Source organism: Streptomyces sp. AC602_WCS936, assembly GCF_019049125.1.
In the GTDB taxonomy this organism is placed as follows: domain Bacteria; phylum Actinomycetota; class Actinomycetes; order Streptomycetales; family Streptomycetaceae; genus Streptomyces.
Window position 1 is genome coordinate 735,652 of the sequence record NZ_JAGMUF010000090.1, and the last position, 25,072, is coordinate 760,723.

The 25,072-nt window shown below is 71.1% G+C and carries 21 protein-coding genes; 20 read left to right on the forward strand and 1 reads right to left on the reverse strand.

Features of this window, described 5'->3' with window-relative positions:
• Window positions 1–368 precede the first annotated feature (368 nt).
• From rsmH to divIVA, 16 genes are all read left to right on the forward strand, one after another.
• Complete coding sequence (rsmH, locus tag KUM03_RS28695; protein ID WP_217252846.1) at window positions 369–1,325, forward strand: 16S rRNA (cytosine(1402)-N(4))-methyltransferase RsmH; 957 nt, start codon at window positions 369–371, stop codon at window positions 1,323–1,325.
• 25 nt (window positions 1,326–1,350) lie between these two features.
• Window positions 1,351–1,893, forward strand: coding sequence for a septum formation initiator family protein (locus KUM03_RS28700; RefSeq protein WP_217252847.1), 543 nt, complete (start codon window positions 1,351–1,353; stop codon window positions 1,891–1,893).
• Window positions 1,890–3,857 carry a penicillin-binding protein 2 gene (locus tag KUM03_RS28705; protein WP_217252849.1) on the forward strand — a complete coding sequence of 656 codons (1,968 nt, stop codon included), beginning with the start codon at window positions 1,890–1,892 and terminating at the stop codon, window positions 3,855–3,857. The genes KUM03_RS28700 and KUM03_RS28705 overlap by 4 nt, the downstream gene beginning before the upstream one ends.
• 194 nt (window positions 3,858–4,051) lie before the next feature.
• Window positions 4,052–5,572 carry a UDP-N-acetylmuramoyl-L-alanyl-D-glutamate--2,6-diaminopimelate ligase gene (locus KUM03_RS28710; protein ID WP_217252851.1) on the forward strand — a complete coding sequence of 507 codons (1,521 nt, stop codon included), beginning with the start codon at window positions 4,052–4,054 and terminating at the stop codon, window positions 5,570–5,572.
• Between the two features lie 49 nt (window positions 5,573–5,621).
• The gene (gene murF / locus KUM03_RS28715) at window positions 5,622–7,037 is read left to right on the forward strand and encodes a UDP-N-acetylmuramoyl-tripeptide--D-alanyl-D-alanine ligase (RefSeq protein ID WP_217252853.1); all 1,416 of its coding nucleotides are present in this window, start codon (window positions 5,622–5,624) and stop codon (window positions 7,035–7,037) included.
• Window positions 7,037–8,128 (forward strand): phospho-N-acetylmuramoyl-pentapeptide-transferase, encoded by a 1,092-nt coding sequence (gene mraY, locus KUM03_RS28720; RefSeq protein ID WP_217253062.1) that lies wholly within the window; start codon window positions 7,037–7,039, stop codon window positions 8,126–8,128. The genes murF and mraY overlap by 1 nt, the downstream gene beginning before the upstream one ends.
• Window positions 8,129–8,139: 11 nt before the next feature.
• On the forward strand, window positions 8,140–9,546 hold the full coding sequence (murD, locus tag KUM03_RS28725; protein ID WP_217253064.1) for a UDP-N-acetylmuramoyl-L-alanine--D-glutamate ligase: 1,407 nt from the start codon (window positions 8,140–8,142) through the stop codon (window positions 9,544–9,546).
• A gap of 76 nt (window positions 9,547–9,622) precedes the next feature.
• The gene (gene ftsW, locus KUM03_RS28730; protein ID WP_217252855.1) at window positions 9,623–10,993 is read left to right on the forward strand and encodes a putative lipid II flippase FtsW; all 1,371 of its coding nucleotides are present in this window, start codon (window positions 9,623–9,625) and stop codon (window positions 10,991–10,993) included.
• Window positions 10,994–10,999: 6 nt separating this feature from the next.
• Entirely contained in the window at window positions 11,000–12,094 is a 1,095-nt protein-coding gene (gene murG / locus KUM03_RS28735; protein ID WP_217252857.1) for an undecaprenyldiphospho-muramoylpentapeptide beta-N-acetylglucosaminyltransferase, read from the forward strand.
• A 25-nt stretch (window positions 12,095–12,119) separates the two neighbouring features.
• The gene (gene ftsQ, locus KUM03_RS28740; RefSeq protein ID WP_217252859.1) at window positions 12,120–12,914 is read left to right on the forward strand and encodes a cell division protein FtsQ; all 795 of its coding nucleotides are present in this window, start codon (window positions 12,120–12,122) and stop codon (window positions 12,912–12,914) included.
• A gap of 287 nt (window positions 12,915–13,201) precedes the next feature.
• Complete coding sequence (gene ftsZ, locus KUM03_RS28745; protein WP_217252861.1) at window positions 13,202–14,410, forward strand: cell division protein FtsZ; 1,209 nt, start codon at window positions 13,202–13,204, stop codon at window positions 14,408–14,410.
• Window positions 14,407–15,135: a peptidoglycan editing factor PgeF gene (pgeF, locus tag KUM03_RS28750; protein ID WP_217252863.1), complete on the forward strand. Its 729-nt coding sequence runs from the start codon at window positions 14,407–14,409 to the stop codon at window positions 15,133–15,135. Before ftsZ ends, pgeF begins: the two co-directional genes overlap by 4 nt.
• 6 nt (window positions 15,136–15,141) lie before the next feature.
• Window positions 15,142–15,861 (forward strand): YggS family pyridoxal phosphate-dependent enzyme, encoded by a 720-nt coding sequence (locus tag KUM03_RS28755; protein WP_217252865.1) that lies wholly within the window; start codon window positions 15,142–15,144, stop codon window positions 15,859–15,861.
• A gap of 129 nt (window positions 15,862–15,990) precedes the next feature.
• Window positions 15,991–16,632 (forward strand): cell division protein SepF, encoded by a 642-nt coding sequence (locus KUM03_RS28760; protein ID WP_217252867.1) that lies wholly within the window; start codon window positions 15,991–15,993, stop codon window positions 16,630–16,632.
• An 80-nt stretch (window positions 16,633–16,712) separates the two neighbouring features.
• Complete coding sequence (locus KUM03_RS28765) at window positions 16,713–16,997, forward strand: YggT family protein (protein ID WP_019328007.1); 285 nt, start codon at window positions 16,713–16,715, stop codon at window positions 16,995–16,997.
• Between the two features lie 55 nt (window positions 16,998–17,052).
• On the forward strand, window positions 17,053–18,234 hold the full coding sequence (gene divIVA / locus KUM03_RS28770; RefSeq protein WP_217252869.1) for an apical growth/hyphal branching protein DivIVA: 1,182 nt from the start codon (window positions 17,053–17,055) through the stop codon (window positions 18,232–18,234).
• Window positions 18,235–18,478: 244 nt separating this feature from the next.
• On the opposite strand, the gene ileS is transcribed toward divIVA, so the two are convergent.
• Complete coding sequence (gene ileS, locus KUM03_RS28775; protein ID WP_217252871.1) at window positions 18,479–21,625, reverse strand: isoleucine--tRNA ligase; 3,147 nt, start codon at window positions 21,623–21,625, stop codon at window positions 18,479–18,481.
• Window positions 21,626–22,185: 560 nt separating this feature from the next.
• Here ileS and KUM03_RS28780 point away from each other — a divergent pair.
• The 4 genes from KUM03_RS28780 to KUM03_RS28795 all read left to right on the forward strand — a co-directional run bounded on the left by KUM03_RS28780 (window position 22,186) and on the right by KUM03_RS28795 (window position 25,055).
• Window positions 22,186–22,914, forward strand: coding sequence for a TraR/DksA family transcriptional regulator (locus KUM03_RS28780; RefSeq protein ID WP_217252873.1), 729 nt, complete (start codon window positions 22,186–22,188; stop codon window positions 22,912–22,914).
• Between the two features lie 79 nt (window positions 22,915–22,993).
• The gene (gene lspA / locus KUM03_RS28785) at window positions 22,994–23,587 is read left to right on the forward strand and encodes a signal peptidase II (RefSeq protein WP_217252875.1); all 594 of its coding nucleotides are present in this window, start codon (window positions 22,994–22,996) and stop codon (window positions 23,585–23,587) included.
• Window positions 23,588–23,631: 44 nt separating this feature from the next.
• The gene (locus KUM03_RS28790) at window positions 23,632–24,576 is read left to right on the forward strand and encodes an RluA family pseudouridine synthase (protein ID WP_073723840.1); all 945 of its coding nucleotides are present in this window, start codon (window positions 23,632–23,634) and stop codon (window positions 24,574–24,576) included.
• Window positions 24,573–25,055: a GNAT family N-acetyltransferase gene (locus KUM03_RS28795; RefSeq protein ID WP_217252878.1), complete on the forward strand. Its 483-nt coding sequence runs from the start codon at window positions 24,573–24,575 to the stop codon at window positions 25,053–25,055. Before KUM03_RS28790 ends, KUM03_RS28795 begins: the two co-directional genes overlap by 4 nt.
• Window positions 25,056–25,072: the final 17 nt, after the last annotated feature.

The window sequence follows — 25,072 nt, forward strand, 5'->3', positions numbered from 1 at the left end:
CATCGCGGCTTGTTGTGAGCCACTCCACAGACCCGCACGGCCGCCGCCACACGGGTGAAGTACCGTCCCGCGGCGATTCGTGAGCGCCCGCCTCCGCGACGCGCAGGCCGGTTGATTGACCGGGCGACAGGGTGGACTAAAGTGACGCGAAGCGGGAGGCGAGGCTCTCCCTGCTGGACTGAAAACCCCGGAGACCTGGGCGAAGTCCCGCCAGATCTCCCCACGTGCGCGGCGCGTACGTACGGCTCGGCCTCCTCCCGCTCCCGGCCGGCCGACGCTTCCGGCGCCGGCAGGACTCCCCTTTACGAGCGAGCGGGAGGGGACCCGGCGGTGCGTGACGCCGTGCCGGACCTGAGAGGCCGTCCCACTTGAGCCAGAGTCGACACGTCCCGGTGATGCTCCAGCGGTGCCTGGACCTGCTGGCGCCCGCCCTGAACGAGCCGGGCGCCGTGGTCGTCGACTGCACGCTGGGACTCGGCGGGCACAGCGAGGCGCTCCTCGCCCGCTTCCCCGAGGCCCGGCTGGTCGCCCTCGACCGGGACAAGGAGGCCCTGCGCCTGTCCGGCGAGCGGCTCGCCCCGTACGGGGAGCGCGCCACCCTGGTGCACGCCGTCTACGACGAGCTGCCCGACGTACTCGACCGGCTCGGCGTCCCCCGCGTCCAAGGCGTCCTCTTCGACCTCGGCGTCTCCTCCATGCAGCTCGACGAGGCCGACCGCGGCTTCGCCTACGCCCAGGACGCCCCGCTCGACATGCGCATGGACCAGACGACCGGCATGAGCGCCGCCGAGGTCCTCAACACCTACCCGCCGGGCGAACTGGTCCGCATCCTGCGGGCGTACGGCGAGGAGAAGCAGGCCAAGAGGATCGTGTCCGCGATCGTCCGGGAACGCGAGAAGGAGCCGTTCAGCAACAGTGCGCGGCTCGTGGAGCTGATCCGCGCGGCGCTGCCGCAGGCCGCCAAGCGCACCGGCGGCAACCCGGCCAAGCGCACCTTCCAGGCCCTGCGGATCGAGGTCAACGGCGAGCTGTCCGTCCTGGAGCGGGCGATCCCGGCCGCCGTGGAGGCGCTCGGCGTGGGCGGACGGATCGCCGTGCTGTCGTACCACTCCCTGGAGGACCGCCTGGTCAAGCAGGTGTTCGCGGCCGGCGCCGCCAACACCGCGCCGCCCGGACTCCCGGTCGTCCCCGAACGCTACGCGCCCCGGCTCAAGCTGCTCACGCGCGGTGCCGAACTTCCCACCGAGGAGGAGATCGCCGAGAACCGGCGAGCGGCACCCGCGCGGCTGCGCGGAGCCGAGCGCATCAGGGAGTCCATCGGGTGAAACGAGTGAGGCAGGGGGAGGGCCGATGAGCCGGAAACCCGAACTGAAGGGGAGGGCGGCCCGGCTGGCCAAGCTCTTCCCGCCCGGGAGCAGACGCGGCCAGGCCGCCCGGGCCCCCTTCGTCCTCCTGGTGGTCGTCCTCCTCGGCGGCGGGCTCATCGGGCTCCTCGTCCTCAACTCCGCGCTGAGCGAGGGCTCGTTCCAGCTGGACGACCTGAAGCAGCAGACCAAGGAGCTCACCGACGAGGAACAGGCGCTCCAGCGGGACATCGACGCCTACTCCGCCCCCCGCGCCCTGCAGCGCCGCGCCCGCGAGCTGGGCATGGTGCCCGGCGGCGACCCCGCCTTCCTCGCCCCCGACGGCACCGTCAAGGGCTCGCCCAGCCCCGCGCCCACCCCGGCCACCCCGCTGGTCCTCGCCCCCGAGGCGCTGACCGCGCCGCCCACCACCGCCTCTCCCGGCGGCGACCCGTCTGCCCCGGCCCCCACCACGGAGGCCACCCCCACCCCAGCGGCCACCCCCACCGCCGCGGCGACGCCCACCCCGACCCCGACTACCGGCAGGTGACGGAAGTGTCCGACAGGGAACCGCCGCGCCGCCGTGTGCCCGGCCCCGCCAGGCCCGTCCGCCCCGGCGCAGGGCGGCAGCCCGGTCCCGGTGCCCGGCCCGCCCGCAGGCCCGGACCGTCCCGGCCGGCCGCGCCCAGCACCATCCGGCTGGGCAGCCCGCGCCCGCGCCTGCGCATGATCGGCCTCGCGCTGACCCTGGTGATGACCGCCTTCGTCGTACGGCTGCTCCAGGTGCAGGCCGTCGACGCCGGCACGTACACCGCCAAGGCCGAGCAGAACCGCTACGTCGTCCACACCCTGCCCGCCGAGCGCGGCGGCATCACCGACCGCAACGGCGTGGCCCTCGCCACCACCGTGGACGCCTACGACATCACCGCCGACCCCACGATGTTCACCCGCGAGCAGCTGAAGGTCGGCGACGGCCCCGAGCAGGCCGCGGCGCTCCTCGCGCCGATCCTCGGCGAGGAGCAGAAGGACCTGGTCGCCCAGCTCCGCCCCGAGAACAAGGAACTGCGCTACGTCCGCCTCGCCCGGCGGGAGACCCCGCAGGTCTGGAACCAGATCAAGGACCTGAAGACCGCGCTCAACAAGAAGGCGGAGACGGACGAGTCCGTGGTCAACGTCCTCGCGGGCGTCTTCGCCGACCCCAGCAGCAAGCGCGTGTACCCGGGCGGCGACCTCGCCGCCGGCATCCTCGGCTGGGTCGGCGCCGACGGCAAGGGCGGCGGCGGCCTGGAGCGGAAGCTGAACAAGACGCTGGCCGGCGAGGACGGCAAGATCCGCTACGCCCAGTCCGGTGGCCGCCAGGTGCCCACCGCCGGCTCCACCGAGACGCCCGCCGTGCCCGGCAAGGACGTCGAGCTCACCATCGACCGCGACATCCAGTGGGCCGCCCAGCACGCCATCAGCGAGCAGGTGGAGAAGTCCAAGGCGGACGGCGGCTACGTCATCGTCCAGGACACCGCCACCGGCGAGATCCTCGCCATGGCCAACTCCCCGGGCTTCGACCCGGGCGACCTCGCCCACGCCGACCCGGACGCGCTGGGCAACGCCGCCCTCCAGGACGCCTTCGAACCCGGCTCCACCGCCAAGGTGCTGTCGATGGCGGCCGTGCTGGAGGAGAAGGTCGCCACGCCGATGACGCACCTCACCATCCCCAACCGGCTCAAGCGCGGCGACCGGCTCTTCAAGGACGACGTCGACCACCCGACCTGGTACCTCACGCTCAACGGCGTACTCGCCAAGTCCAGCAACATCGGCACCATCATGGCCACCGGCGAGCTCGGCAAGACGCAGGCCGAGGCGAACAAGGTCCTCTACTCCTACATGCGCAAGTTCGGCCTCGGAAGCTACAGCGGACTCGGCTTCCCCGGCGAGACCAAGGGCATCCTCGCGCCTCCGGACCAGTGGTCGACCTCGCAGCAGTACACGATTCCTTTCGGCCAGGGCGTCTCCGTGAACGCGCTCCAGGCGGCCTCCATCTACTCGACCGTCGCCAACGGCGGCGTCCGCGTCGAACCCACGCTCGTGCGCGGCACCAGAGGAGAGGACGGCCGCTTCACCCCGGCCCCCGAGCCCGAGAAGACCCGCGTGATCAGCGAGAAGACCGCGAAGACCCTCGCGCGGATGCTGGAGTCCGTCGTCGACGACGAGGAGGGCACCGGCAACAAGGCGCAGATCGACGGCTACCGCGTGGCGGGCAAGACCGGCACGGCCAACCGAGTGGATCCGGCCACCGGCAAGTACCACGGCTACACGTCGTCGTTCGCCGGGTTCGCCCCCGCCGACAAGCCGCGGGTCACCGTCTACTGCGCCATCCAGAACGCCACGGAGGGCAGCTACTTCGGCGGCCAGATCTGCGGCCCCATCTACAAGCAGGTCATGGAGTTCGCCCTGAAGACCCTCCAGGTCCCGCCGACCGGGGCCGCCCCGGCGAACCTCCCGGTCACCTTCAAACCCTGACCCCGCCGGGCCCCCACCGAACCGGCGCCGACGCAGTACCGAGCCACCAGGAATCACCCGTGACAACGATCACCCCCGATCCCGGGAACCAGAACAGCGCCCCCACCTCACTTCGCCCGCAGGCCGGTACTCCCGGTACGCTCACCGCCGTGCCACACGCTGATCAGTCCCAAACCACCCAGAAGGGCCACCCCGTGACCTACCCGGGACCGCCCAGGCCGGTGCGGATCTCCGCCACACCCCTCGCGGAACTCGCCGACCAGCTGGGTGTCACCGCACCGGACAGCACCGCCGGGGTCACGGGCATCACCCACGACTCGCGCGCCGTCCGCCCCGGTGACCTGTACGCCGCCCTGCCCGGAGCCCGCCTCCACGGCGCCGACTTCGCCACCCAGGCCGCCGGCCTCGGCGCCGTCGCCGTGCTGACCGACCCGTCGGGCGCCGAGCGCGTCGCCGCCGCCGGTCTGCCGGCGCTGGTCGTCGACAGCCCGCGCGCGCGGATGGGCGAGCTGGCGGCCACGATCTACGGCCACCCGGGCCGGGACCTGCTCCAGATCGGCATCACCGGCACCTCCGGCAAGACCACCACCGCGTACCTCGTCGAGGGCGGTCTGCGCACGGCGAAGTCCACCGGCCTGATCGGCACGGTCGAGATGCGCATCGGCGACGAGCGCATCAAGTCCGAGCGCACCACGCCCGAGGCCACCGACCTCCAGGCGCTGTTCGCGGTGATGCGCGAGCGCGGCACCGACGCGGTCGCCATGGAGGTCTCCAGCCACGCCCTGGTGCTCGGCCGCGTCGACGCCTGCGTCTTCGACATCGCGGTCTTCACCAACCTCAGCCCGGAGCACATGGAGTTCCACTCCGGCATGGAGGACTACTTCCAGGCCAAGGCGCAGCTCTTCACACCGGAACGCAGCAAGCTCGGCGTGGTCAACGTGGACGACGAGTACGGGCGCCGCCTCGCGAACGAGGCCACCGTCCCGGTCGTCACCTACTCCGCCGAGGGCCACCCGGACGCCGACTGGCGCGCCGACGAGGTCGAGGTCGGCCCGCTGGACTCGACGTTCACCGTGCTCGGCCCCAAGGGCGAGCGGATCGCCGCCAAGTCGCCGCTGGCCGGACCGTTCAACGTGGCGAACACCCTCGCCGCGATCGTCTCCCTCGCCGCCGCCGGCCTCGACCCGCAGACCGCCGCCGACGGCATCGCCGCCGTCCCCGGCGTGCCGGGCCGCCTGGAGCGCGTGGACGAGGGCCAGCCGTACCTCGCGGTCGTCGACTACGCCCACAAGACCGACGCCGTCGAGTCCGTCCTGCGCGCCCTGCGCAAGGTGACCGAGGGCAAGCTGCACGCCGTGCTCGGCTGCGGCGGCGACCGGGACACCACCAAGCGGGAGCCGATGGGCGCCGCCGTGGCCCGGTTCGCCGACACCGCCGTACTGACCTCCGACAACCCTCGCTCCGAGGACCCCCTCGCGATCCTCGCCACCATGCTCCAGGGCGCGGCCTCCGTGCCCGCCCACGAGCGCGGCGAGGTCCAGGTCTTCGAGGACCGGGCCGCCGCCATCGCCGCCGCCGTCGCCCGGGCCGAGCCCGGCGACACCGTGCTGGTCGCGGGCAAGGGCCACGAGCAGGGCCAGGACATCGCCGGGGTGGTGCGTCCCTTCGACGACCGCCAGGTGCTGCGCGAAGCCATCCAGAAGACCCAGGGATGAGATCCCGAATGATCCAGCCGATCCTGATCCTGATCCAGGGGACGAACTTGTGATCACCCTCTCTCTCGCCGAGATCGCAGAAGTCGTCGGCGGGCGGATGCACGACATACCGGACGCGTCCGCGCAGGTCACCGGGCCGGTCGTCCGGGACTCGCGGGAAGCGGGGCCCGGCTGCCTCTTCGTCGCCTTCGTCGGCGAGCGGGTGGACGGCCACGACTTCGCGCCGGCGGTCGTCGAGGCGGGCGCGGTGGCCGTGCTCGGCTCCCGCCCCGTCGGCGTGCCCGCGATCGTCGTGGACGACGTCCAGGCCGCCCTCGGTGCCCTCGCCCGGCACGTCGTACGACGCCTCGGCGCCACCCTCGTGGCCCTCACCGGGTCCGCCGGCAAGACCAGCACCAAGGACCTGATCGCCCAGGTGCTGCGCCGCAAGGCGCCCACGGTCTTCACACCGGGTTCCATGAACAACGAGGTCGGGCTGCCGCTCACCGCGCTCACCGCCACCGAGGAGACCAGGTTCCTCGTCCTGGAGATGGGCGCCCGCGGCATCGGCCACATCCGGTACCTGTGCGAACTGACCCCGCCGAAGGTCGGCCTCGTCCTCAACGTCGGCTCCGCGCACATCGGGGAGTTCGGCGGCCGGGAGCAGATCGCCCAGGCCAAGGGCGAACTCGTCGAGGCCCTGCCGCCGGCCGAGGAGGGCGGCACCGCGATCCTCAACGCGGACGACGCGCTCGTACGGGCCATGGCCTCCCGAACGAAGGCGAAGGTGATCCTTTTCGGAGAGTCCGACGAAGCGGACGTTCGCGCCGAGAACGTGCGACTCACGGACAGCGGACAGCCCTCCTTCAGGCTTCACACACCCTCCGGTGCAAGCGATGTGACCATGCGCCTGTACGGTGAGCACCACGTGTCGAACGCGCTCGCCGCGGCCGCCGTCGCCCACGAGTTGGGCATGTCCGCAGACGAGATCGCCACCGCGCTCTCCGAGGCGGGCTCCCTCTCCCGCTGGCGGATGGAGGTCACCGAGCGCCCGGACGGCGTGACGGTCGTCAACGACGCCTACAACGCGAACCCCGAGTCCATGAAGGCCGCGCTGCGTGCGTTGGTGGCCATGGGCAAGGGACGCCGTACGTGGGCGGTGCTCGGCAAGATGGCCGAGCTCGGGGACGAGGCGCTCGCCGAGCACGACGCGGTCGGACGGCTCGCCGTCCGGCTCAACGTCAGCAAGCTCGTCGCGGTCGGGGGCAGGGAAGCCCGATGGCTGCAACTGGGCGCATATAACGAGGGTTCGTGGGGTGAGGAGTCGGTGCACGTGTCCGACGCACAGGCGGCGGTCGACCTGTTGCGCAGCGAGCTGCGCCCGGGGGACGTCGTGCTCGTGAAGGCGTCCCGTTCGGTGGGTCTGGAGAGCGTCGCCGCGGCGCTGCTCGAGACCGGCGCCGAGGGTGAGGTTGCCGCCCGATGATGAAGCAGATCCTGTTCGCGGGAGTCATTGGCCTGTTCCTGACGCTGGTCGGCACCCCGCTGCTGATCAAGCTGCTGGCCCGCAAGGGCTACGGCCAGTACATCCGCGACGACGGACCGCGCGAGCACGCCAGCAAGCGCGGTACGCCGACCATGGGTGGTATCGCCTTCATCCTGGCGACGGTCGCCGCCTACTTCCTCGCCAAGGTGATCACCAGCTACCTGGACCCGGAGGCGGACGCGGCGCCGACCTTCTCCGGTCTGCTGGTGCTCGGCCTGATGGTGGGCATGGGCCTGGTCGGCTTCCTCGACGACTACATCAAGATCGTCAAGAGGCGTTCGCTGGGCCTGCGGGCCAAGGCGAAGATGGCCGGCCAGCTCATCGTCGGCATCGGCTTCGCGGTGCTCTCGCTCCAGTTCGCGGACAACCGCGGCAACACCCCGGCCTCCGACAAGCTGTCGTTCATCACCGACTTCGGCTGGTCGCTCGGCCCGGTGCTGTTCGTCATCTGGGCGCTGTTCATGATCCTCGCGATGTCGAACGGCGTGAACCTCACCGACGGTCTGGACGGCCTGGCCACCGGCGCCTCCGTCCTGGTCTTCGGTGCCTACACTTTCATCGGCGTCTGGCAGTTCCAGGAGTCCTGCGCCAACGCGCTGACCCTGACCAACCCGGGCGCCTGCTACGAGGTGAGAGACCCGCTCGACCTCGCGGTGGTCTCCTCCGCCCTGATGGGCGCCTGCCTCGGCTTCCTGTGGTGGAACACCTCGCCGGCCAAGATCTTCATGGGCGACACCGGTTCGCTCGCGCTCGGCGGTGTGCTCGCGGGTCTGGCGATCTGCTCGCGCACCGAGCTGCTGATGGCCATCCTGGGCGGCCTGTTCGTCCTGATCACCATGTCGGTGGTCATCCAGGTCGGCTCCTTCCGCCTCACCGGCAAGCGCGTCTTCAGAATGGCGCCACTCCAGCACCACTTCGAACTCAAAGGCTGGTCCGAGGTCCTTGTCGTGGTCCGTTTCTGGATCATCCAGGGCATCTGTGTGATCGTCGGACTGGGCCTCTTCTACGCGGGATGGGCAGCGGACAAGTGACCGACTCCTCGGTGCCTTTCGAATTCCAGGGCAAGCACGTCACCGTCGCCGGACTCGGCGTCTCCGGGGTCCCGGCGGCCAAGGTCCTGCACGGCCTCGGCGCCCGCGTGACCGTCGTCAACGACGGCGCGGACGACCGCGCGCGGGCGCAGGCGGCCGAGTTGGAGGCGCTCGGCATCACCGTGCGCCTCGGCGACGGGGACACACTGCCCGACGGCACCGAGCTGATCGTCACCGCGCCCGGCTGGAAGCCCACCAAGCCGCTGTTCACGGCGGCCGGGGAGGCGGGCGTCCCCGTCTGGGGCGACGTCGAACTGGCCTGGCGCCTGCGCCGCCCGGACTCCGCGCCCTGGCTCGCGGTCACCGGCACCAACGGCAAGACCACCACCGTCCAGATGCTCGCGTCGATCCTGAAGGCGGCCGGTCTGCGCACCGCCGCCGTCGGCAACATCGGCGTCTCGCTGCTGGACGCGGTCACCGGCGACGAGGAGTACGACGTCCTCGCGGTGGAGCTGTCCAGCTACCAGCTCCACTGGGCGCCCTCCCTGCGCGCCCACTCGGCCGCCGTCCTCAACCTCGCCCCCGACCACCTCGACTGGCACGGCTCCATGGAGGCGTACGCCGCCGACAAGGGCCGCATCTACGAGGGCAACCGCGTCGCCTGCGTCTACAACGTCGCCGACAAGGCCACCGAGGACCTGGTCCGCGAGGCCGACGTCGAGGAGGGCTGCCGGGCCATCGGCTTCACCCTCGGCACTCCGGCGCCGGGTCAACTCGGCGTCGTGGAGGGCATCCTGGTCGACCGCGCCTTCGTCGAGGACCGGCAGAAGAACGCCCAGGAGCTCGCCGAGGTCTCCGACGTGAACCCGCCGGCCCCGCACAACATCGCCAACGCCCTCGCCGCGGCCGCCCTCGCCCGCGCCTTCGGCGTCCCCGCCGCGGCCGTACGGGACGGACTGCGGGCCTTCACCCCCGACGCCCACCGCATCGCGCACGTCGCCGACGTCGACGGGGTGGCGTACGTGGACGACTCCAAGGCCACCAACACCCACGCCACCGAGGCCTCCCTGGCCGCCTACGAGTCGATCGTCTGGATCGCGGGCGGACTGGCCAAGGGCGCCACCTTCGACGAGTTGGTCGCGGGTGCGGCGAAGCGGCTGCGCGGTGCCGTACTCATCGGCGCCGACCGCGCGCTGATCCGCGAAGCCTTGGCGCGACACGCCCCCGAGGTACCCGTGGTCGACCTGGACCGGACCGACACTGGTGCGATGCTCCAGGCCGTCCAGGAGGCGCAGCGACTCGCCGGGCCCGGCGACACGGTGCTGCTGGCCCCGGCCTGTGCCTCCATGGACATGTTCACCAACTACAACAAGCGCGGTGACGCGTTCGCACAGGCCGTTCGCGAACTCGGCGCCTGACCCGGCCGCCTCCTGCGCCGGGTGATCTCGGGAGGACGTGTGGGACGGTCCATGCCGACGTACAGCGGAGGCCGTGATGCCCGGTAGTCCCCAGAGCCGTACCGGACGTCCGCCCGTGCAGCGGGCCACCGGACGCCCCCCCGCGCCGAAGCCGCCGCACGACAATCCCGTGCTCCGCGTCCACCGCCGTCTCCGCCGCGCCTGGGACCGGCCGCTGACCGCCTACTACCTGATCTCCGGCCCCGCCGCCCTGATCACCGTGCTCGGCCTGATCATGGTCTACTCGGCCTCCCAGATCACCGCGCTCCAGCTCTCGCTGCCGGGGTCGTACTTCTTCCGCAAGCAGGCCCTGGCCGCCCTGATCGGTGCCGGGCTGCTGGTGGCCGCGATGAAGATGCCGGTGAAGCTGCACCGGGCGCTGGCCTACCCGATCCTCGCCGGTGCCGTCGTCCTGATGATCCTGGTGCAGGTCCCCGGGATAGGAGTCGCGGTCAACGGCAACCAGAACTGGATCGCGCTCGGCGGCTCCTTCCAGGTCCAGCCCAGCGAGTTCGGCAAGCTGGCGCTGGTCCTGTGGGGAGCGGACCTGCTCGCCCGCAAGCAGGACAAGAAGCTGCTGACCCAGTGGAAGCACATGCTGGTGCCGCTGGTGCCGGCCGCGTTCATGCTGCTCGGGCTGATCATGATCGGCGGCGACATGGGCACGGCGATCATCCTGACCGCGATCCTGTTCGGCCTGCTGTGGCTGGCGGGCGCGCCCACCCGGCTGTTCGCCGGTGTGCTGTCGATCGCCGTGCTGCTCGGGTTCATCCTCATCAAGAGCAGCCCCAACCGCATGGCCCGGCTGGGCTGCCTCGGCGCCACCGACCCCGGCCCCGGCGACGCCTGCTGGCAGGCCGTGCACGGCATCTACGCCCTGGCCTCGGGCGGGCTGTTCGGATCGGGGCTGGGTGCCAGTGTGGAGAAATGGGGCCAACTCCCCGAAGCGCACACCGACTTCATCTTCGCCGTCACCGGTGAGGAGCTGGGCCTGGCGGGGACGCTGTCGGTGCTCGCCCTCTTCGCGGCTCTAGGCTATGCGGGTATCCGCGTGGCCGGACGCACGGAGGACCCGTTCGTGAGGTATGCCGCGGGAGGCGTGACCACCTGGATCACGGCCCAGGCCGTGATCAACATCGGCGCGGTCCTCGGACTGCTGCCGATCGCCGGTGTTCCGCTCCCGCTGTTCTCCTACGGCGGTTCCGCCCTGCTGCCGACCATGTTCGCCATCGGTCTGCTGATCGCCTTCGCGCGTGACGAACCCGGTGCGCGGGCGGCGCTTGCGCTGCGGCAACCTCGCTTTGGTAGAAAGCGGGGAGCCAGGGGACCCGCGGCCAAGCGGAGCCCCCGGAGTTGGAACACGATGCGACGGCGTGCCTCGAAGGCGCGCTCGTCCGGAGAGCGGTGAATTTCGGTGCATGTCGTACTCGCCGGCGGAGGAACCGCGGGCCACATCGAGCCCGCGCTCGCCCTCGCGGACGCCCTGCGCAGGCAGGATCCGACCGTGGGCATCACGGCCCTGGGCACGGAACGCGGCCTCGAGACCCGCCTCGTACCCGAGCGCGGGTACGAACTGGCGCTGATCCCGGCCGTACCGCTGCCGCGCAAGCCCACCCCCGAGCTGATCACCGTCCCGGGCCGGCTGCGCGGCACCATCAAGGCGACCGAGCAGATCCTGGAACGCACCAAGGCCGACGCCGTGGTCGGCTTCGGTGGCTACGTCGCCCTGCCCGGCTACCTCGCGGCCAAGCGGCTCGGCGTGCCGATCATCGTCCACGAGGCCAACGCCCGCCCCGGCCTGGCCAACAAGATCGGTTCGCGGTACGCGGCCCAGGTCGCCGTGTCCACGCCGGACAGCAAGCTGCGCGACTCCCGCTACATCGGCATCCCGCTGCGCCGCTCCATCGCCACCCTCGACCGGGCCGCCGCCCGCCCCGAGGCCCGCGCGCTGTTCGGGCTCGACCCCAACCTGCCCACGCTGCTGGTCACCGGCGGCTCGCAGGGCGCCCGCCGCCTCAACGAGGTGATCCAGCAGGTCGCGCCCTGGCTCCAGCAGGCCGGCATCCAGATCCTGCACGCGGTCGGCCCCAAGAACGAACTGCCGCAGGTCCAGCAGATGCCGGGGATGCCCCCGTACATCCCGGTAAGTTACCTGGACCGGATGGACCTCGCGTACGCCGCGGCCGACATGATGCTCTGCCGCGCGGGCGCGATGACCGTCGCCGAACTCTCCGCCGTCGGGCTCCCGGCCGCCTACGTCCCGCTGCCCATCGGCAACGGCGAACAGCGGCTCAACGCCCAGCCGGTGGTCAAGGCCGGCGGCGGCCTGCTGGTCGACGACGCGGACCTCACCCCCGAGTGGGTGCAGCACAACGTCCTGCCCGTGCTCGCCGACCCGCACAAGCTGTACGAGATGTCCCGCGCCGCCGCCGAGTTCGGCCGCCGGGACGCCGACGACCTTCTCGTCGGCATGGTGTACGAGGCGATCGCCGCCCGTGCACGCCGCTAGGCACGTATGACGGAGGGCAGGGAGCGTGGCCGGACCGACCACCGCCGAACGCGGTGAACGCCAGCAGGAGTCGTCCGGCCCGCCCCGGACCCGGCGGCTGCGCCCGCCCCGCCTCCGTACGGTCGTCGTCGCGGCGGTCGTCCTGGTGCTCCTCGCGGGCGGCACCGTCTGGCTGCTCTACGGCTCGAACTGGACGCGTGTGGAACGCGTGTCGGTCTCCGGAACCCGTGTTCTGACGCCCGAGCAGGTGCGTGCGGCCGCCGACGTGCCGGTCGGGGACCCGCTGGTCTCCGTCGACACCGCGGCGATCGAGGCGCGGCTCGCCCGGGAATTGCCCCGCATCGACGAAGTTCGCGCAGAGCGTTCCTGGCCGCACGGAATCGGGCTGAAAGTGACGGAGCGTACCCCGGTTCTGATTGTCCAAAAGGGCGGAAAGTTCGTGGAAGTGGACGATGAAGGCGTCCGTTTCGCCACGGTTTCCCGCGCCCCGAAAGGCGTGCCCGAGCTGGAATTGGACCTCGCCCGTTCCGGCAACGCCGCGGCGAGTCTGCGCCGCTTCGACGAGGACCGCCTGGTGCGCGCGGCGGTGGGGGTGGCCGGCCGTCTTCCGGACGCGGTCGCCAAGGACGTACGGACCGTCAAGGTCCGTTCCTACGACGCCATCTCACTCGAGTTGAGCGGTGACCGGACCGTGGCCTGGGGCAGCTCGGAGCAGGGCGAACGGAAAGCGCGGGCGCTCACCGCGCTGATGAAAGCGACCCCCGACGCGCGGCACTTCGACGTGAGCGTTCCCACCGCGCCTGCGTCATCAGGGAGTTGACGGGTATACGTGCAGGCCAGCACCCTGGTTGGGCAGCGCTACGGCTGATCACATAGGGTGAAAAGAAAAACGGGAGGTTCGGCGTGTTCGTTGAACGTGCGCCACTTGTCGACTTAGTGTCCTGTTCAGAAGACTCCAAGGAACAGACACACTGGTAACCCTAAACTTCAGCGTTAGGGTTCGGGTCGGCACTACGGACCGTCCCAATCGGCATCAGTCGTCGGGTCGCGGGGGCATCAGTGCTTCGGCGGCCGGCGACACGTAACTCGAGGCGAGAGGCCTTCGACGTGGCAGCACCGCAGAACTACCTCGCAGTCATCAAAGTCATCGGTGTCGGCGGCGGTGGTGTCAATGCCATCAACCGGATGATCGAGGTCGGTCTCAAGGGCGTCGAGTTCATCGCCATCAACACCGACGCGCAGGCGCTGTTGATGAGCGACGCCGACGTCAAGCTCGACGTCGGCCGCGAACTCACCCGCGGACTCGGCGCCGGAGCCAACCCGGCCGTCGGCCGCAAGGCCGCCGAGGACCACCGCGAGGAGATCGAGGAGGTCCTCAAGGGGGCCGACATGGTCTTCGTGACGGCCGGTGAAGGCGGCGGCACCGGCACCGGCGGCGCGCCCGTCGTGGCCAACATCGCCCGTTCGCTCGGCGCCCTCACCATCGGCGTGGTCACCCGCCCGTTCACCTTCGAGGGACGGCGCCGGGCCAACCAGGCCGAGGACGGCATCGCGGAACTCCGCGAAGAGGTCGACACCCTCATCGTCATCCCCAACGACCGGCTGCTGTCCATCTCGGACCGCCAGGTCAGCGTGCTCGACGCGTTCAAGTCCGCCGACCAGGTGCTGCTGTCCGGTGTGCAGGGCATCACCGACCTCATCACCACGCCCGGCCTGATCAACCTGGACTTCGCCGACGTGAAGTCGGTCATGTCCGAGGCCGGTTCGGCCCTCATGGGCATCGGCTCGGCCCGCGGCGACGACCGCGCGGTGGCCGCCGCCGAGATGGCGATCTCCTCGCCGCTGCTGGAGGCGTCCATCGACGGCGCCCGGGGCGTGCTACTCTCCATCTCCGGCGGCTCCGACCTCGGCCTGTTCGAGATCAACGAGGCCGCCCAGCTGGTCAGCGAGGCCGCCCACCCCGAGGCCAACATCATCTTCGGCGCGGTCATCGACGACGCCCTCGGCGACGAGGTCCGGGTCACCGTGATCGCCGCCGGCTTCGACGGCGGCCAGCCGCCGTCCAAGCAGCGGGACAACGTCCTCGGCGCCTCCTCCTCGGCCAAGCGCGAGGAGCCCACCCCGGTGCGGCAGCCCGAGAACCGCCCGTCCTTCGGCTCGCTCGGCAGCGTCAAGCCGAAGGAGGAGCCGGAGCCGGTCCCCGCGCCGGAGCCGGTGAGCGACCTGCCGCAGGTGGCCCCGCCGCCGGTCCCGCCGTCCCGCACCTACTCGGACAGCGCGGCCGAGGAACTGGACGTGCCGGACTTCCTGAAGTGATAGGACAGCGCGACACCGTGAACGGCGCGCACTTCGGCTTCACCGACCGGTGGGGCGGAGTGAGCGCCGTTCCGCACGAGGAGCTCAATCTCGGCGGCGCCGTCGGTGACGACCCCGCCGCCGTCACGGCCAACCGGGAGCTCGCGGCCAAGTCGCTGGGCGTCGACCCGGCCCGGGTGGTCTGGATGAACCAGGTGCACGGCGCCGACGTCGCCGTGGTCGACGGCCCCTGGGGGGACGCGCCGGTCCCGCGGGTCGACGCGGTCGTCACCGCCGAACGCGGTCTCGCCCTCGCCGTCCTCACCGCCGACTGCGTGCCGGTCCTGCTGGCCGACCCGGTCGCCGGCGTCGCCGCCGCGGCCCACGCGGGCCGGCCCGGCCTGGTCGCCGGGGTCGTCCCCGCCGCCGTACGCGCCATGACCGAACTCGGCGCCGACCCGGCCCGGATCACCGCCCGCACCGGCCCCGCCGTGTGCGGCCGCTGCTACGAGGTGCCCGAGGACATGCGAGCCGAGGTGGCCGCCGCCGAACCGGCGGCGCACGCCGAGACCAGCTGGGGCACACCGGCGGTCGACGTGGGCGCCGGGGTGCACGCGCAGCTCGCACGCCTCGGGGTGCACGACCGGGCGCAGTCACCGGTGTGCACGCTGGAGTCGAAGGACCACTTCTCGTACCGACGCGACCGCACCACCGGGCGGCTCGCGGGCTATGTCTGGCTGGACTGATGGGGCATGACGGACCGTAAGAGCGAACTCGCCGGAAACCTGGCGAAGGTGGAGGAGCGCATCGCCGCCGCCTGTGCGGCCGCGGGCCGCCCCCGCGACGAGGTGACCCTCATCGTGGTCACCAAGACCTACCCCGCCGACGACGTGCGCGTCCTGGCGGACCTCGGCGTGCGCCACGTCGCCGAGAACCGCGACCAGGACGCCGCGCCCAAGGCCGCCGCATGCTCGGATCTGCCCCTTTCATGGCATTTCGTGGGTCAGTTGCAGACCAACAAGGTGCGTTCGGTGGTCGGTTACGCGGATGTCGTGCAGTCCGTGGACCGTCCCAAGCTCGTCACAGCTCTGTCGAAGGAGGCCGTCCGGGCCGGGCGCGAAGTGGGCTGCCTGCTCCAGGTCGCCCTCGACGCCGAGGAGGGTGCGCGCGGTGACCGCGGCGGCGTGTCGTCCGCGGGAATCGAAGAGTTGGCCGACCTCGTCGCCGGGGCGGAGGGACTGCGGCTCGACGGGCTGATGACGGTGGCGCCGCTCACCGGCGAGTACGCGGGACGGCAACAGGCCGCGTTCGAGCGCCTCATGGATTTGTCGACCTACGTGCGCCGAGCCCATCCGGCTGCGAACATGGTCTCCGCAGGGATGAGTGCGGACCTCGAACAGGCCGTGGCCGCCGGAGCGACACATGTACGCGTCGGCACTGCGGTACTCGGAGTCCGCCCCAGGCTCGGGTAACGTCGCCAAGAAGTCGGACCACAGCAGAAAATATGGTCATTACCGCCGAAAGGCGGACGCAACGACCTCGTGGATCGCGGGCACTTGGCAGTCGTCAGCCGATCCACCACAGAGCGGAGGACTCAGAGCATGGCCGGCGCGATGCGCAAGATGGCGGTCTACCTCGGCCTCGTGGAGGACGATGGGTACGACGGCCGGGGGTTCGACCCCGACGACGACTTCGAACCCGAACTGGACCCGGAGCCCGAGCGGGACCACCGGCGGCACGAACCGGCGCACCAGTCGCACGGTTCACATCAGCCCCAAAGGGACGAAGAGGTACGAGTCGTCCAGCCGCCCGCGCCGCGCGAGCCGGTCTCCCGATCCGCTTCGCTCGGGGCGGAATCGGGCCGCCCGGCGCGTATCGCGCCCGTGGCATCCATCACACAAGAACGCGCAAGCCTGGAAAAGAGCGCACCGGTCATCATGCCCAAGGTCGTGTCCGAACGAGAGCCCTACCGGATCACCACACTTCACCCCCGGACCTACAACGAGGCCCGTACCATCGGGGAACACTTCCGTGAGGGCACGCCGGTGATCATGAATCTCACTGAGATGGATGACACAGATGCGAAGCGACTTGTCGACTTTGCGGCCGGTTTGGTGTTTGGTCTTCACGGCAGTATCGAGCGGGTGACGCAGAAGGTGTTCCTGCTGTCTCCTGCTAACGTCGATGTCACGGCGGAGGACAAGGCCCGCATCGCAGAGGGCGGGTTCTTCAACCAGAGCTGAGACGCAACACCGGCAGTGAGCAAGACACGGGTCCGACAACGGGCCCGAGAGATGGTTCAGGGGAGAGGGAAGCAAGGGTCATGAGCGTGGTCCTGGATGTCGTCTACATCGCGCTGATGTGCTTCCTCATCGTGCTCATCTTCCGGTTGGTCATGGACTACGTCTTCCAGTTCGCCCGCTCGTGGCAACCCGGCAAGGCGATGGTGGTCGTTCTGGAGGCCACCTACACTGTCACCGATCCACCGCTGAAGCTTCTGCGGCGGTTCATTCCGCCGCTGCGTCTCGGGGGCGTGGCGCTCGACCTGTCCTTCTTCGTACTGATGATCATCGTCTACATCCTGATCGCGATCGTGAGCCGGCTGTGAGCGATGAGAGAGACACGGGCTTGCCGAATGCCGACGACAACGTTGAGGTGAAGAGATGCCGTTGACCCCCGAGGACGTGCGGAACAAGCAGTTCACGACCGTCCGCCTCCGAGAAGGCTATGACGAGGACGAGGTCGATGCCTTCCTCGACGAGGTCGAAGCCGAACTGACCCGACTGCTCCGCGAGAACGAGGACCTGCGCGCCAAACTGGCCGCGGCGACGCGCGCGGCCGCGCAGAACCAGCAGAACATGCGCAAGCCCCCGGAACCGCCGCAGGATCAGCAGCAACATCAGCAGCAGCAGGGCCCGCCGCAGCAGGGCGGAATGCCCCAGCAGGGCATGCGAGGTCCCGGCGCTCCGGTGCCCGCCGGCATATCGGGCCCGCCGCAGCAGCAGATGGGTGGCCCCATGGGTGGTCCGCCCCAGCTGCCGAGCGGTGCCCCGCAGCTGCCCGCCGGTCCCGGCGGTCAGGGTGGCCCGCAGGGCCCCGGCCCGATGGGTCAGGGTCCGGGACCGATGGGCCAGGGCGGCCCCGGTCCGATGCAGGGCCAGATGGGCCCCGGCCCGATGGGCGGCCCCATGGGCGGTCCGCAGGGCCCCGGTGGTCCCGGCGGCATGCCCGGTCAGGGCGGCCCCGGCGGCGACAGCGCCGCGCGTGTCCTCTCGCTGGCCCAGCAGACCGCCGACCAGGCGATCGCCGAGGCCCGTTCCGAGGCCAACAAGATCGTCGGCGAGGCGCGTTCGCGTGCCGAGGGTCTGGAGCGGGACGCCCGTGCCAAGGCGGACGCCCTGGAGCGGGACGCGCAGGAGAAGCACCGCGTCGCGATGGGCTCCCTGGAGTCCGCCCGCGCCACGCTGGAGCGCAAGGTCGAGGACCTGCGCGGCTTCGAGCGCGAGTACCGGACGCGACTGAAGTCGTACCTGGAGTCGCAGCTGCGTCAGCTGGAGACCCAGGCGGACGACTCGCTCGCCCCGCCGCGTACGCCCGCGACGGCCTCGCTTCCGCCGTCCCCGGCGCCCTCGATGGCACCGGCCGGCGCGAGTGCCCCGTCCTACGGCGGCAACCAGTCGATGGGCGGCGGTCCGAGCCAGAACGGTCCGTCCTACGGCGGCCAGCAGCAGATGTCGCCGGCGATGACCCAGCCGATGGCGCCGGTGCGTCCGCAGGGGCCGTCGCAGATGGGACAGGCGCCCTCGCCGATGCGCGGGTTTCTGATCGACGAGGACGACAACTGATCTGTAGTACGGCGTAGCCTTCGGCAGCGTTCAGGGCGGGCCCCGGGTTTCTGACCCGGGGCCCGCCCTTTTGCATGTCTCCCTAGCTGCGGGCAGTCGTGCCGCTGGGGCGGCACGGGTGGGCGCAGCGGCACCCGGCAAGCGCCGGCGAGCGACACCCACCCTTGGCCCGCACCAACGGACAGCACTGGGCCCGGCGCCCCTCGCATGAGGGAGGCCGGGCCCAGGTGGTGCTGCCAGGCGGCTACTGCTTACGCAGGCGGAACACCAGGGACAACCCCTCGTCCGAGAACGGCTCCCCGTACGCGTCGTCCGCCTCGCCCCGCGCGAAGTCCGTCGCAAGGACCTCGTCGGAGATCAGACCCGCGTGCTCGGTCAGCGCGGCGACCGTCGCCTCGTCCGTGGCCGTCCACCGCAGCGCGATCCGGTCCGCGACGTCCAGCCCGCTGTTCTTGCGGGCCTCCTGGATCAGCCGGATCGCGTCCCGCGCCAGACCGGCCCGGCGCAGCTCCTCCGTGATCTCCAGGTCCAGCGCCACCGTCGCGCCCGAGTCGGAGGCGACCGACCAGCCCTCGCGCGGCGTCTCCGTGATGATCACCTCGTCCGGTGCGAGGGCGATCGTCTCACCGTCGACCTCCACCGACGCCGTGCCCTCGCGCAGCGCGAGGGAGAGCGCCGCGGCGTCCGCGCCCGCGACCGCCTTCGCCACGTCCTGGACCCGCTTGCCGAACCGCTTGCCCAGCGCCCGGAAGTTGGCCTTCGCGGTCGTGTCGACCAGGGACCCGCCGACCTCGCTCAGCGACGCGAGGGACTCGACGTTCAGCTCCTCCGTGATCTGCGTGCGCAACTCGGGGGAGAGGGCGTCGAAGCCGGTCACCCCGATCAGCGCGCGGCTGAGCGGCTGACGGGTCTTGACGCCCGACTCGGCGCGCGTGGCGCGGCCCAGCTCGACCAGGCGGCGCACCAGCACCATCTGCTTGGACAGTTCGGGGTCGATCGCCGACAGGTCGGCCTCCGGCCACGACGACAGGTGCACCGACTCCGGCGCGCCCGGGGTGACCGGCACGACCAGGTCCTGCCAGACCCGCTCGGTGATGAACGGGGTCAGCGGAGCCATCAGCTTGGTGACCGTCTCGACCACCTCGTGCAGCGTGCGCAGCGCCGCCTTGTCGCCCTGCCAGAAGCGGCGGCGCGAGCGGCGGACGTACCAGTTGGACAGGTCGTCGACGAACGCGGACAGCAGCTTGCCGGCGCGCTGGGTGTCGTACGCGTCCAGCGCCTGGGTGACCTGGTCGGTCAGCGCGTGCAGCTCGGACAGCAGCCAGCGGTCGAGGACCGGGCGGTCGGCCGGGGCCGGGTCGGCCTCGCTGGGCGCCCAGCCCGTGGTGCGGGCGTACAGGGCCTGGAAGGCCACCGTGTTCCAGTAGGTGAGGAGCGTCTTGCGGACGACCTCCTGGATGGTGCCGTGGCCGACGCGGCGGGCCGCCCACGGGGAACCGCCGGCCGCCATGAACCAGCGGACCGCGTCCGCGCCGTGCTGGTCCATCAGCGGGATCGGCTGCAGGATGTTGCCCAGGTGCTTGGACATCTTGCGGCCGTCCTCGGCGAGGATGTGACCGAGGCAGACCACGTTCTCGTAGGACGACTTGTCGAAGACCAGGGTGCCGACCGCCATCAGCGTGTAGAACCAGCCGCGCGTCTGGTCGATGGCCTCGCAGATGAACTGCGCCGGGTAGCGGGCCTCGAACAGCTCCTTGTTCTTGTACGGGTAGCCCCACTGCGCGAACGGCATCGAGCCCGAGTCGTACCAGGCGTCGATGACCTCCGGCACGCGCACCGCTTCGAGGGAGCAGCCCTCGTGGGTACAGGTGAACGTGACGTCGTCGATGTACGGGCGGTGCGGGTCCAGCTTCGACTGGTCGGTGCCGGACAGCTCGGTGAGCTCCGCGCGGGAGCCGACGCAGGTGAGGTGGTTCTCCTCGCAGCGCCAGATCGGCAGCGGGGTGCCCCAGTAGCGGTTGCGGGAGAGCGCCCAGTCGATGTTGTTGTTGAGCCAGTCGCCGTAGCGGCCGTGCTTGACCGAGTCCGGGAACCAGTTGGTGCCCTCGTTCTCCGTCAGGAGACGGTCCTTGATCTCCGTGGTGCGGATGTACCAGGACGGCTGCGCGTAGTAGAGCAGCGCGGTGTGGCAGCGCCAGCAGTGCGGGTAGCTGTGCTCGTACGGGATGTGCTTGAAGAGCAGGCCCCGGGTGTCCAGGTCCTCGGTGAGCTGCTCGTCGGCCTTCTTGAAGAAGACGCCGCCGACCAGCGGCAGGTCCTCCTCGAAGGTGCCGTCGGGGCGGACCGGGTTGACCACGGGCAGGCCGTAGGAACGGCAGACCTTGAGGTCGTCCTCACCGAAGGCGGGGGACTGGTGGACCAGACCGGTGCCGTCCTCGGTGGTGACGTAGTCGGCGTTGACCACGAAGTGCGCGGGCGCCGGGAACTCCACCAGCTCGAAGGGCCGCTGGTACGTCCAGCGCTCCATCTCGGCGCCGGTGAAGGACTGGCCGGTGGTCTCCCAGCCCTCGCCGAGGGCCTTCTCCACCAGCGGCTCGGCGACGACCAGCTTCTCCTCGCCGTTCGTCGCGACGACGTAGGTGACCTGGGGGTGGGCCGCCACCGCCGTGTTGGACACCAGCGTCCAGGGCGTGGTCGTCCAGATCAGGAGCGCGGCCTCGCCGGCGAGCGGGCCGGAGGTCAGCGGGAAGCGCACGAAGACGGAGGGGTCGACGACCGTCTCGTAGCCCTGCGCCAGCTCGTGGTCGGACAGCCCGGTGCCGCAGCGGGGGCACCAGGGGGCGACGCGGTGGTCCTGGACCAGCAGGCCCTTGCCGAAGATCTCCTTCAGCGACCACCAGACGGACTCGATGTACTCCGGGTCCATCGTGCGGTACGGGTTCTGGAGGTCGGCCCAGTAGCCCATGCGTGTCGTGAGTTCTTCGAAGGCGTCGGTGTGGCGGGTCACCGACTCGCGGCACTTGGCGTTGAACTCGGCGATGCCGTACGCCTCGATGTCCTGCTTGCCGGAGAAGCCCAGCTCCTTCTCCACCGCCAGCTCCACCGGCAGGCCGTGGCAGTCCCAGCCGGCCTTGCGGCCCACGTGGTAGCCGCGCATGGTGCGGAAGCGGGGGAAGACGTCCTTGAAGACGCGCGCCTCGATGTGGTGGGCGCCGGGCATGCCGTTGGCGGTGGGCGGGCCCTCGTAGAACACCCACTCGGGGCGGCCCTCGGACTGCTCCAGGCTCTTGGCGAAGATCTTCTGCTCACGCCAGAAGTCGAGCACCGCGTGTTCGAGCGCGGGCAGGTCGACCTGGGCGGGCACCTGGCGGTACTGCGGCTGCGTATTCAACGAGCTTCCTCCGGCGGACGTGCTGCCTTCCGTCGGAGGGACGAGAGCCGTGCTCCCGCGGTACCACCCTCCTTGGCCGCCCGGTGCGTCGTGTGCGCCGGCCGGCCCCCTCATTGGGGTCGCGAGCCGGTTCTACTCGCCCTGGCGCTCCTGCCAGGGCTTTCTTCCGGCGGCTCCGGGGTGATCTTCACATCGCGCTCGCCCCCGGGCTCACACCGTCCCCGGGTCGCTCTGGGCTGCCTACGCCGCTACTCGTCCCCATCCAAGCTTTTCGCTCCGCCCAGTGTACGGCGCCCCGCGGACAGCGGCCGACCGGTTTTCGTACGGAGGACAGTGACCCGAATGCCGCCGCCGGGCGTTCGGCTCCAGGCGGGCCCGGCCGGGCCCCCGTCCGGCGGATTACCGGGCGGGGAGCTGGGCACAACGCATGCATGTTCGCCGCGCGGCGCGCGGTGGGCGGGCGAATCGGGCGGCGTGCCCCGTTGCCGCGGGACCCAAGTCGATTTATCGTCCCAGCACGATTCGCGAGCAAGATCACAATATGTGAAGGGGCCGCGGCCATGGTGGCGAAGAAGACCGCCCAGGAGCAGCCGGAGACGGCTGCGGAGAAGACCGCCGCCAAGAAGACGACGGCCAAGAAAGCAGCAGCCAAGAAGACGACGGCCAAGAAGACGACGGCCAAGAAGAGCACGGCCGAGAAGACCGCGGCCGAGAAGAGCACGAAGAGCGCGGCGAAGAAGACCGCGGCGAAGAAGAGCACGTCCGAGAAGGTGGGCGCGGCGCAGGCCGCGGAGCAGACGGGAGCCACGACGGTGGTTGCGAAGAAGACTCCTGGCACGGCCACGGCGGCCAAGACCGCCGTTCCCAAGGCGCGCGGCGCCGCCGCCGACCCCGGCGACCTCGCGGTACGTCCCGGCGAGGAACCCTGGACCCCGGAAGAGGTCGAGGAGGCGCGCGGGGAGCTCCAGTCCGAGGCCGACCGGCTGCGCACCGAGATCGACTCCTCCGAGCGCTCGCTCCAGGGCATGATGCGGGACTCCGGCGACGGCGCGGGCGACGACGAGGCGGACACCGGCAGCAAGAACATCACGCGCGAGCACGAACTGGCGCTGGCGGCCACCGCGCGGGAGGTGCTCACCCAGACCGAGCGCGCCCTGGAACGCCTGGACGCGGGCACCTACGGCCTGTGCGAGAACTGCGGCAACCCCATCGGCAAGGCGCGCATGCAGGCCTTCCCGAGGGCGACCCTGTGCGTCGAGTGCAAGCAGAAGCAGGAGCGACGGTACTGATCGGGGACTGATCCGCAGCCGGGAGCCGGGGCGTGCCGTACCCTCGTCCTCAGTCAGGTACCTAGGCTGAGGGACTCACGTGGCAGAGGCGGAGCGCATCATCGGTACGCCGGACACCCCGGACGCGGCGGGGGACGGGCAGGAGCGGCCCGACGCCGAGCAGGAGCGGGCCCCGGAGCGCCCCCGGGGCAAGCGGCGGATCGCCGTGCTGTTCGCGGTCGCCGCGTTCGCGTACCTCCTCGACCTGGTCAGCAAGATGATCGTGGTCGCCAAACTGGAGCATCAGGAGCCCATCGAGATCTTCGGGGACTGGCTGCGGTTCGTCGCGATCCGCAACGCGGGCGCCGCGTTCGGGTTCGGCGAGGCCTTCACCGTGATCTTCACGGTGATCGCGGCGGCCGTGATCGTCGTGATCGCCCGCCTCGCGCGCAAGCTCTACAGCCTGCCGTGGGCGATCGCGCTCGGCATGCTGCTCGGCGGCGCGCTCGGCAACCTCACCGACCGGATCTTCCGCTCGCCCGGCGTCTTCGAGGGCGCGGTGGTGGACTTCATCGCACCCAAGCACTTCGCCGTCTTCAATCTCGCCGACTCGGCGATCGTGTGCGGCGGCATCCTGATCGTGATCCTGTCCTTCCGGGGCCTGGACCCGGACGGGACCGTCCACAAGGACTGAGCGCGCGTTCGGGAGTGTCCGACCCGTCCGGCATACTCGACGGGGTGAGCACGATTCCCGAGATCCGTACCCTGCCCGTGCCCGACGGCCTGGAGGGCGAGCGCGTCGACGCCGCCATCTCCCGCATGTTCGGCTTCTCCCGTACCAAGGCCGCGGAGCTCGCCGCGGCGGGCAAGGTGCAGGTCGACGGATCGGTGGTCGGCAAGTCCGAGCGCGTCCACGGCGGCGCCTGGCTCGAGGTCGAGATGCCGCAGGCGCCCGCGCCGGTCCAGGTGGTCGCCGAGCCCGTCGAGGGCATGGAGATCGTGCACGACGACGAGGACGTGGTCGTCATCGTCAAGCCGGTCGGCGTCGCCGCCCACCCGTCCCCGGGCTGGAGCGGCCCGACCGTCATCGGCGGACTGGCCGCCGCCGGCTACCGCATCTCCACCTCCGGCGCCGCCGAGCGCCAGGGCATCGTGCACCGCCTCGACGTGGGCACCTCCGGCCTGATGGTGGTCGCCAAGTCGGAGCGGGCGTACACCTCGCTCAAGCGCCAGTTCAAGGAGCGCACGGTCGACAAGCGCTACCACACGCTCGTGCAGGGCCACCCCGACCCGACCAGCGGCACCATCGACGCCCCCATCGGCCGCCACCCCCAGCACGACTACAAGTGGGCCGTCACCGCCGAGGGCAAGCCCTCCGTCACGCACTACGACCTCATCGAGGCCTTCCGCGCCGCCTCCCTGCTCGACGTGAAGCTGGAGACCGGCCGCACCCACCAGATCCGCGTCCACATGGCTGCCCACCGCCACCCCTGCGTCGGCGACCTCACTTACGGCGCCGACCCGACCCTCGCCAAGCGGCTGCGGCTGACCCGCCAGTGGCTGCACGCCGTACGCCTCGGCTTCGAGCACCCCGGCACCGGTGACTGGGCCGAGTTCGCCAGCGACTACCCCGAGGACCTCCAGCAGGCTCTGGACCGGGTCCGCGAGGAGACCTACGCATGACCGCGCCGTCGCAGCCGCCGTCGTACGCGGTACGCGTCGCCGAGGACCCCGCCGACCGCGAGATGTGCTTCGCCGTGCGCAAGGAGGTCTTCGTCGCCGAGCAGCAGGTCCCCGAGGACATCGAGTACGACGCCTACGACGCCGTCGCCGTGCACGTCCTCGCGGTGCGGGCGGACGGCGTACCGCTGGGCACCGGCCGGCTGCTGCACGGCGAGGCGGCCGCGGCGAAGACCGGCGGCGAGGCGGCCGTCGGCTCCCTGGGCCGGCTCGCGGTGACCCGGGACGCCCGCGGACTGGGCGTCGGGGCCGCCCTGGTGCGGGCCGTCGAGGAGGCGGCCCGCGCGCGCGGACTCGCCGCGGTGGACCTGCACGCGCAGACCCACGCCCTGGGTTTCTACGAGCGACTGGGGTACGAGGCGTACGGACCCGAGTTCCCCGACGCCGGGATACCCCACCGCGCGATGCGGCGCGCCCTGTAGCGGGAGGTGCCGTACGG

What these genes read in the sequence shown, in the direction of transcription:
- KUM03_RS28700 (WP_217252847.1), top strand. Translation starts at nt 1,351, where the DNA reads ATGAGCCGGAAACCCGAACTGAAGGGGAGGGCGGCCCGGCTGGCCAAG.
- mraY (WP_217253062.1), top strand. Translation starts at nt 7,037, where the DNA reads ATGAAGCAGATCCTGTTCGCGGGAGTCATTGGCCTGTTCCTGACGCTG.
- ftsW (WP_217252855.1), top strand. Translation starts at nt 9,623, where the DNA reads ATGCCCGGTAGTCCCCAGAGCCGTACCGGACGTCCGCCCGTGCAGCGG.
- KUM03_RS28755 (WP_217252865.1), top strand. Translation starts at nt 15,142, where the DNA reads ATGACGGACCGTAAGAGCGAACTCGCCGGAAACCTGGCGAAGGTGGAG.
- KUM03_RS28760 (WP_217252867.1), top strand. Translation starts at nt 15,991, where the DNA reads ATGGCCGGCGCGATGCGCAAGATGGCGGTCTACCTCGGCCTCGTGGAG.
- KUM03_RS28765 (WP_019328007.1), top strand. Translation starts at nt 16,713, where the DNA reads ATGAGCGTGGTCCTGGATGTCGTCTACATCGCGCTGATGTGCTTCCTC.
- divIVA (WP_217252869.1), top strand. Translation starts at nt 17,053, where the DNA reads ATGCCGTTGACCCCCGAGGACGTGCGGAACAAGCAGTTCACGACCGTC.
- KUM03_RS28780 (WP_217252873.1), top strand. Translation starts at nt 22,186, where the DNA reads ATGGTGGCGAAGAAGACCGCCCAGGAGCAGCCGGAGACGGCTGCGGAG.
- KUM03_RS28795 (WP_217252878.1), top strand. Translation starts at nt 24,573, where the DNA reads ATGACCGCGCCGTCGCAGCCGCCGTCGTACGCGGTACGCGTCGCCGAG.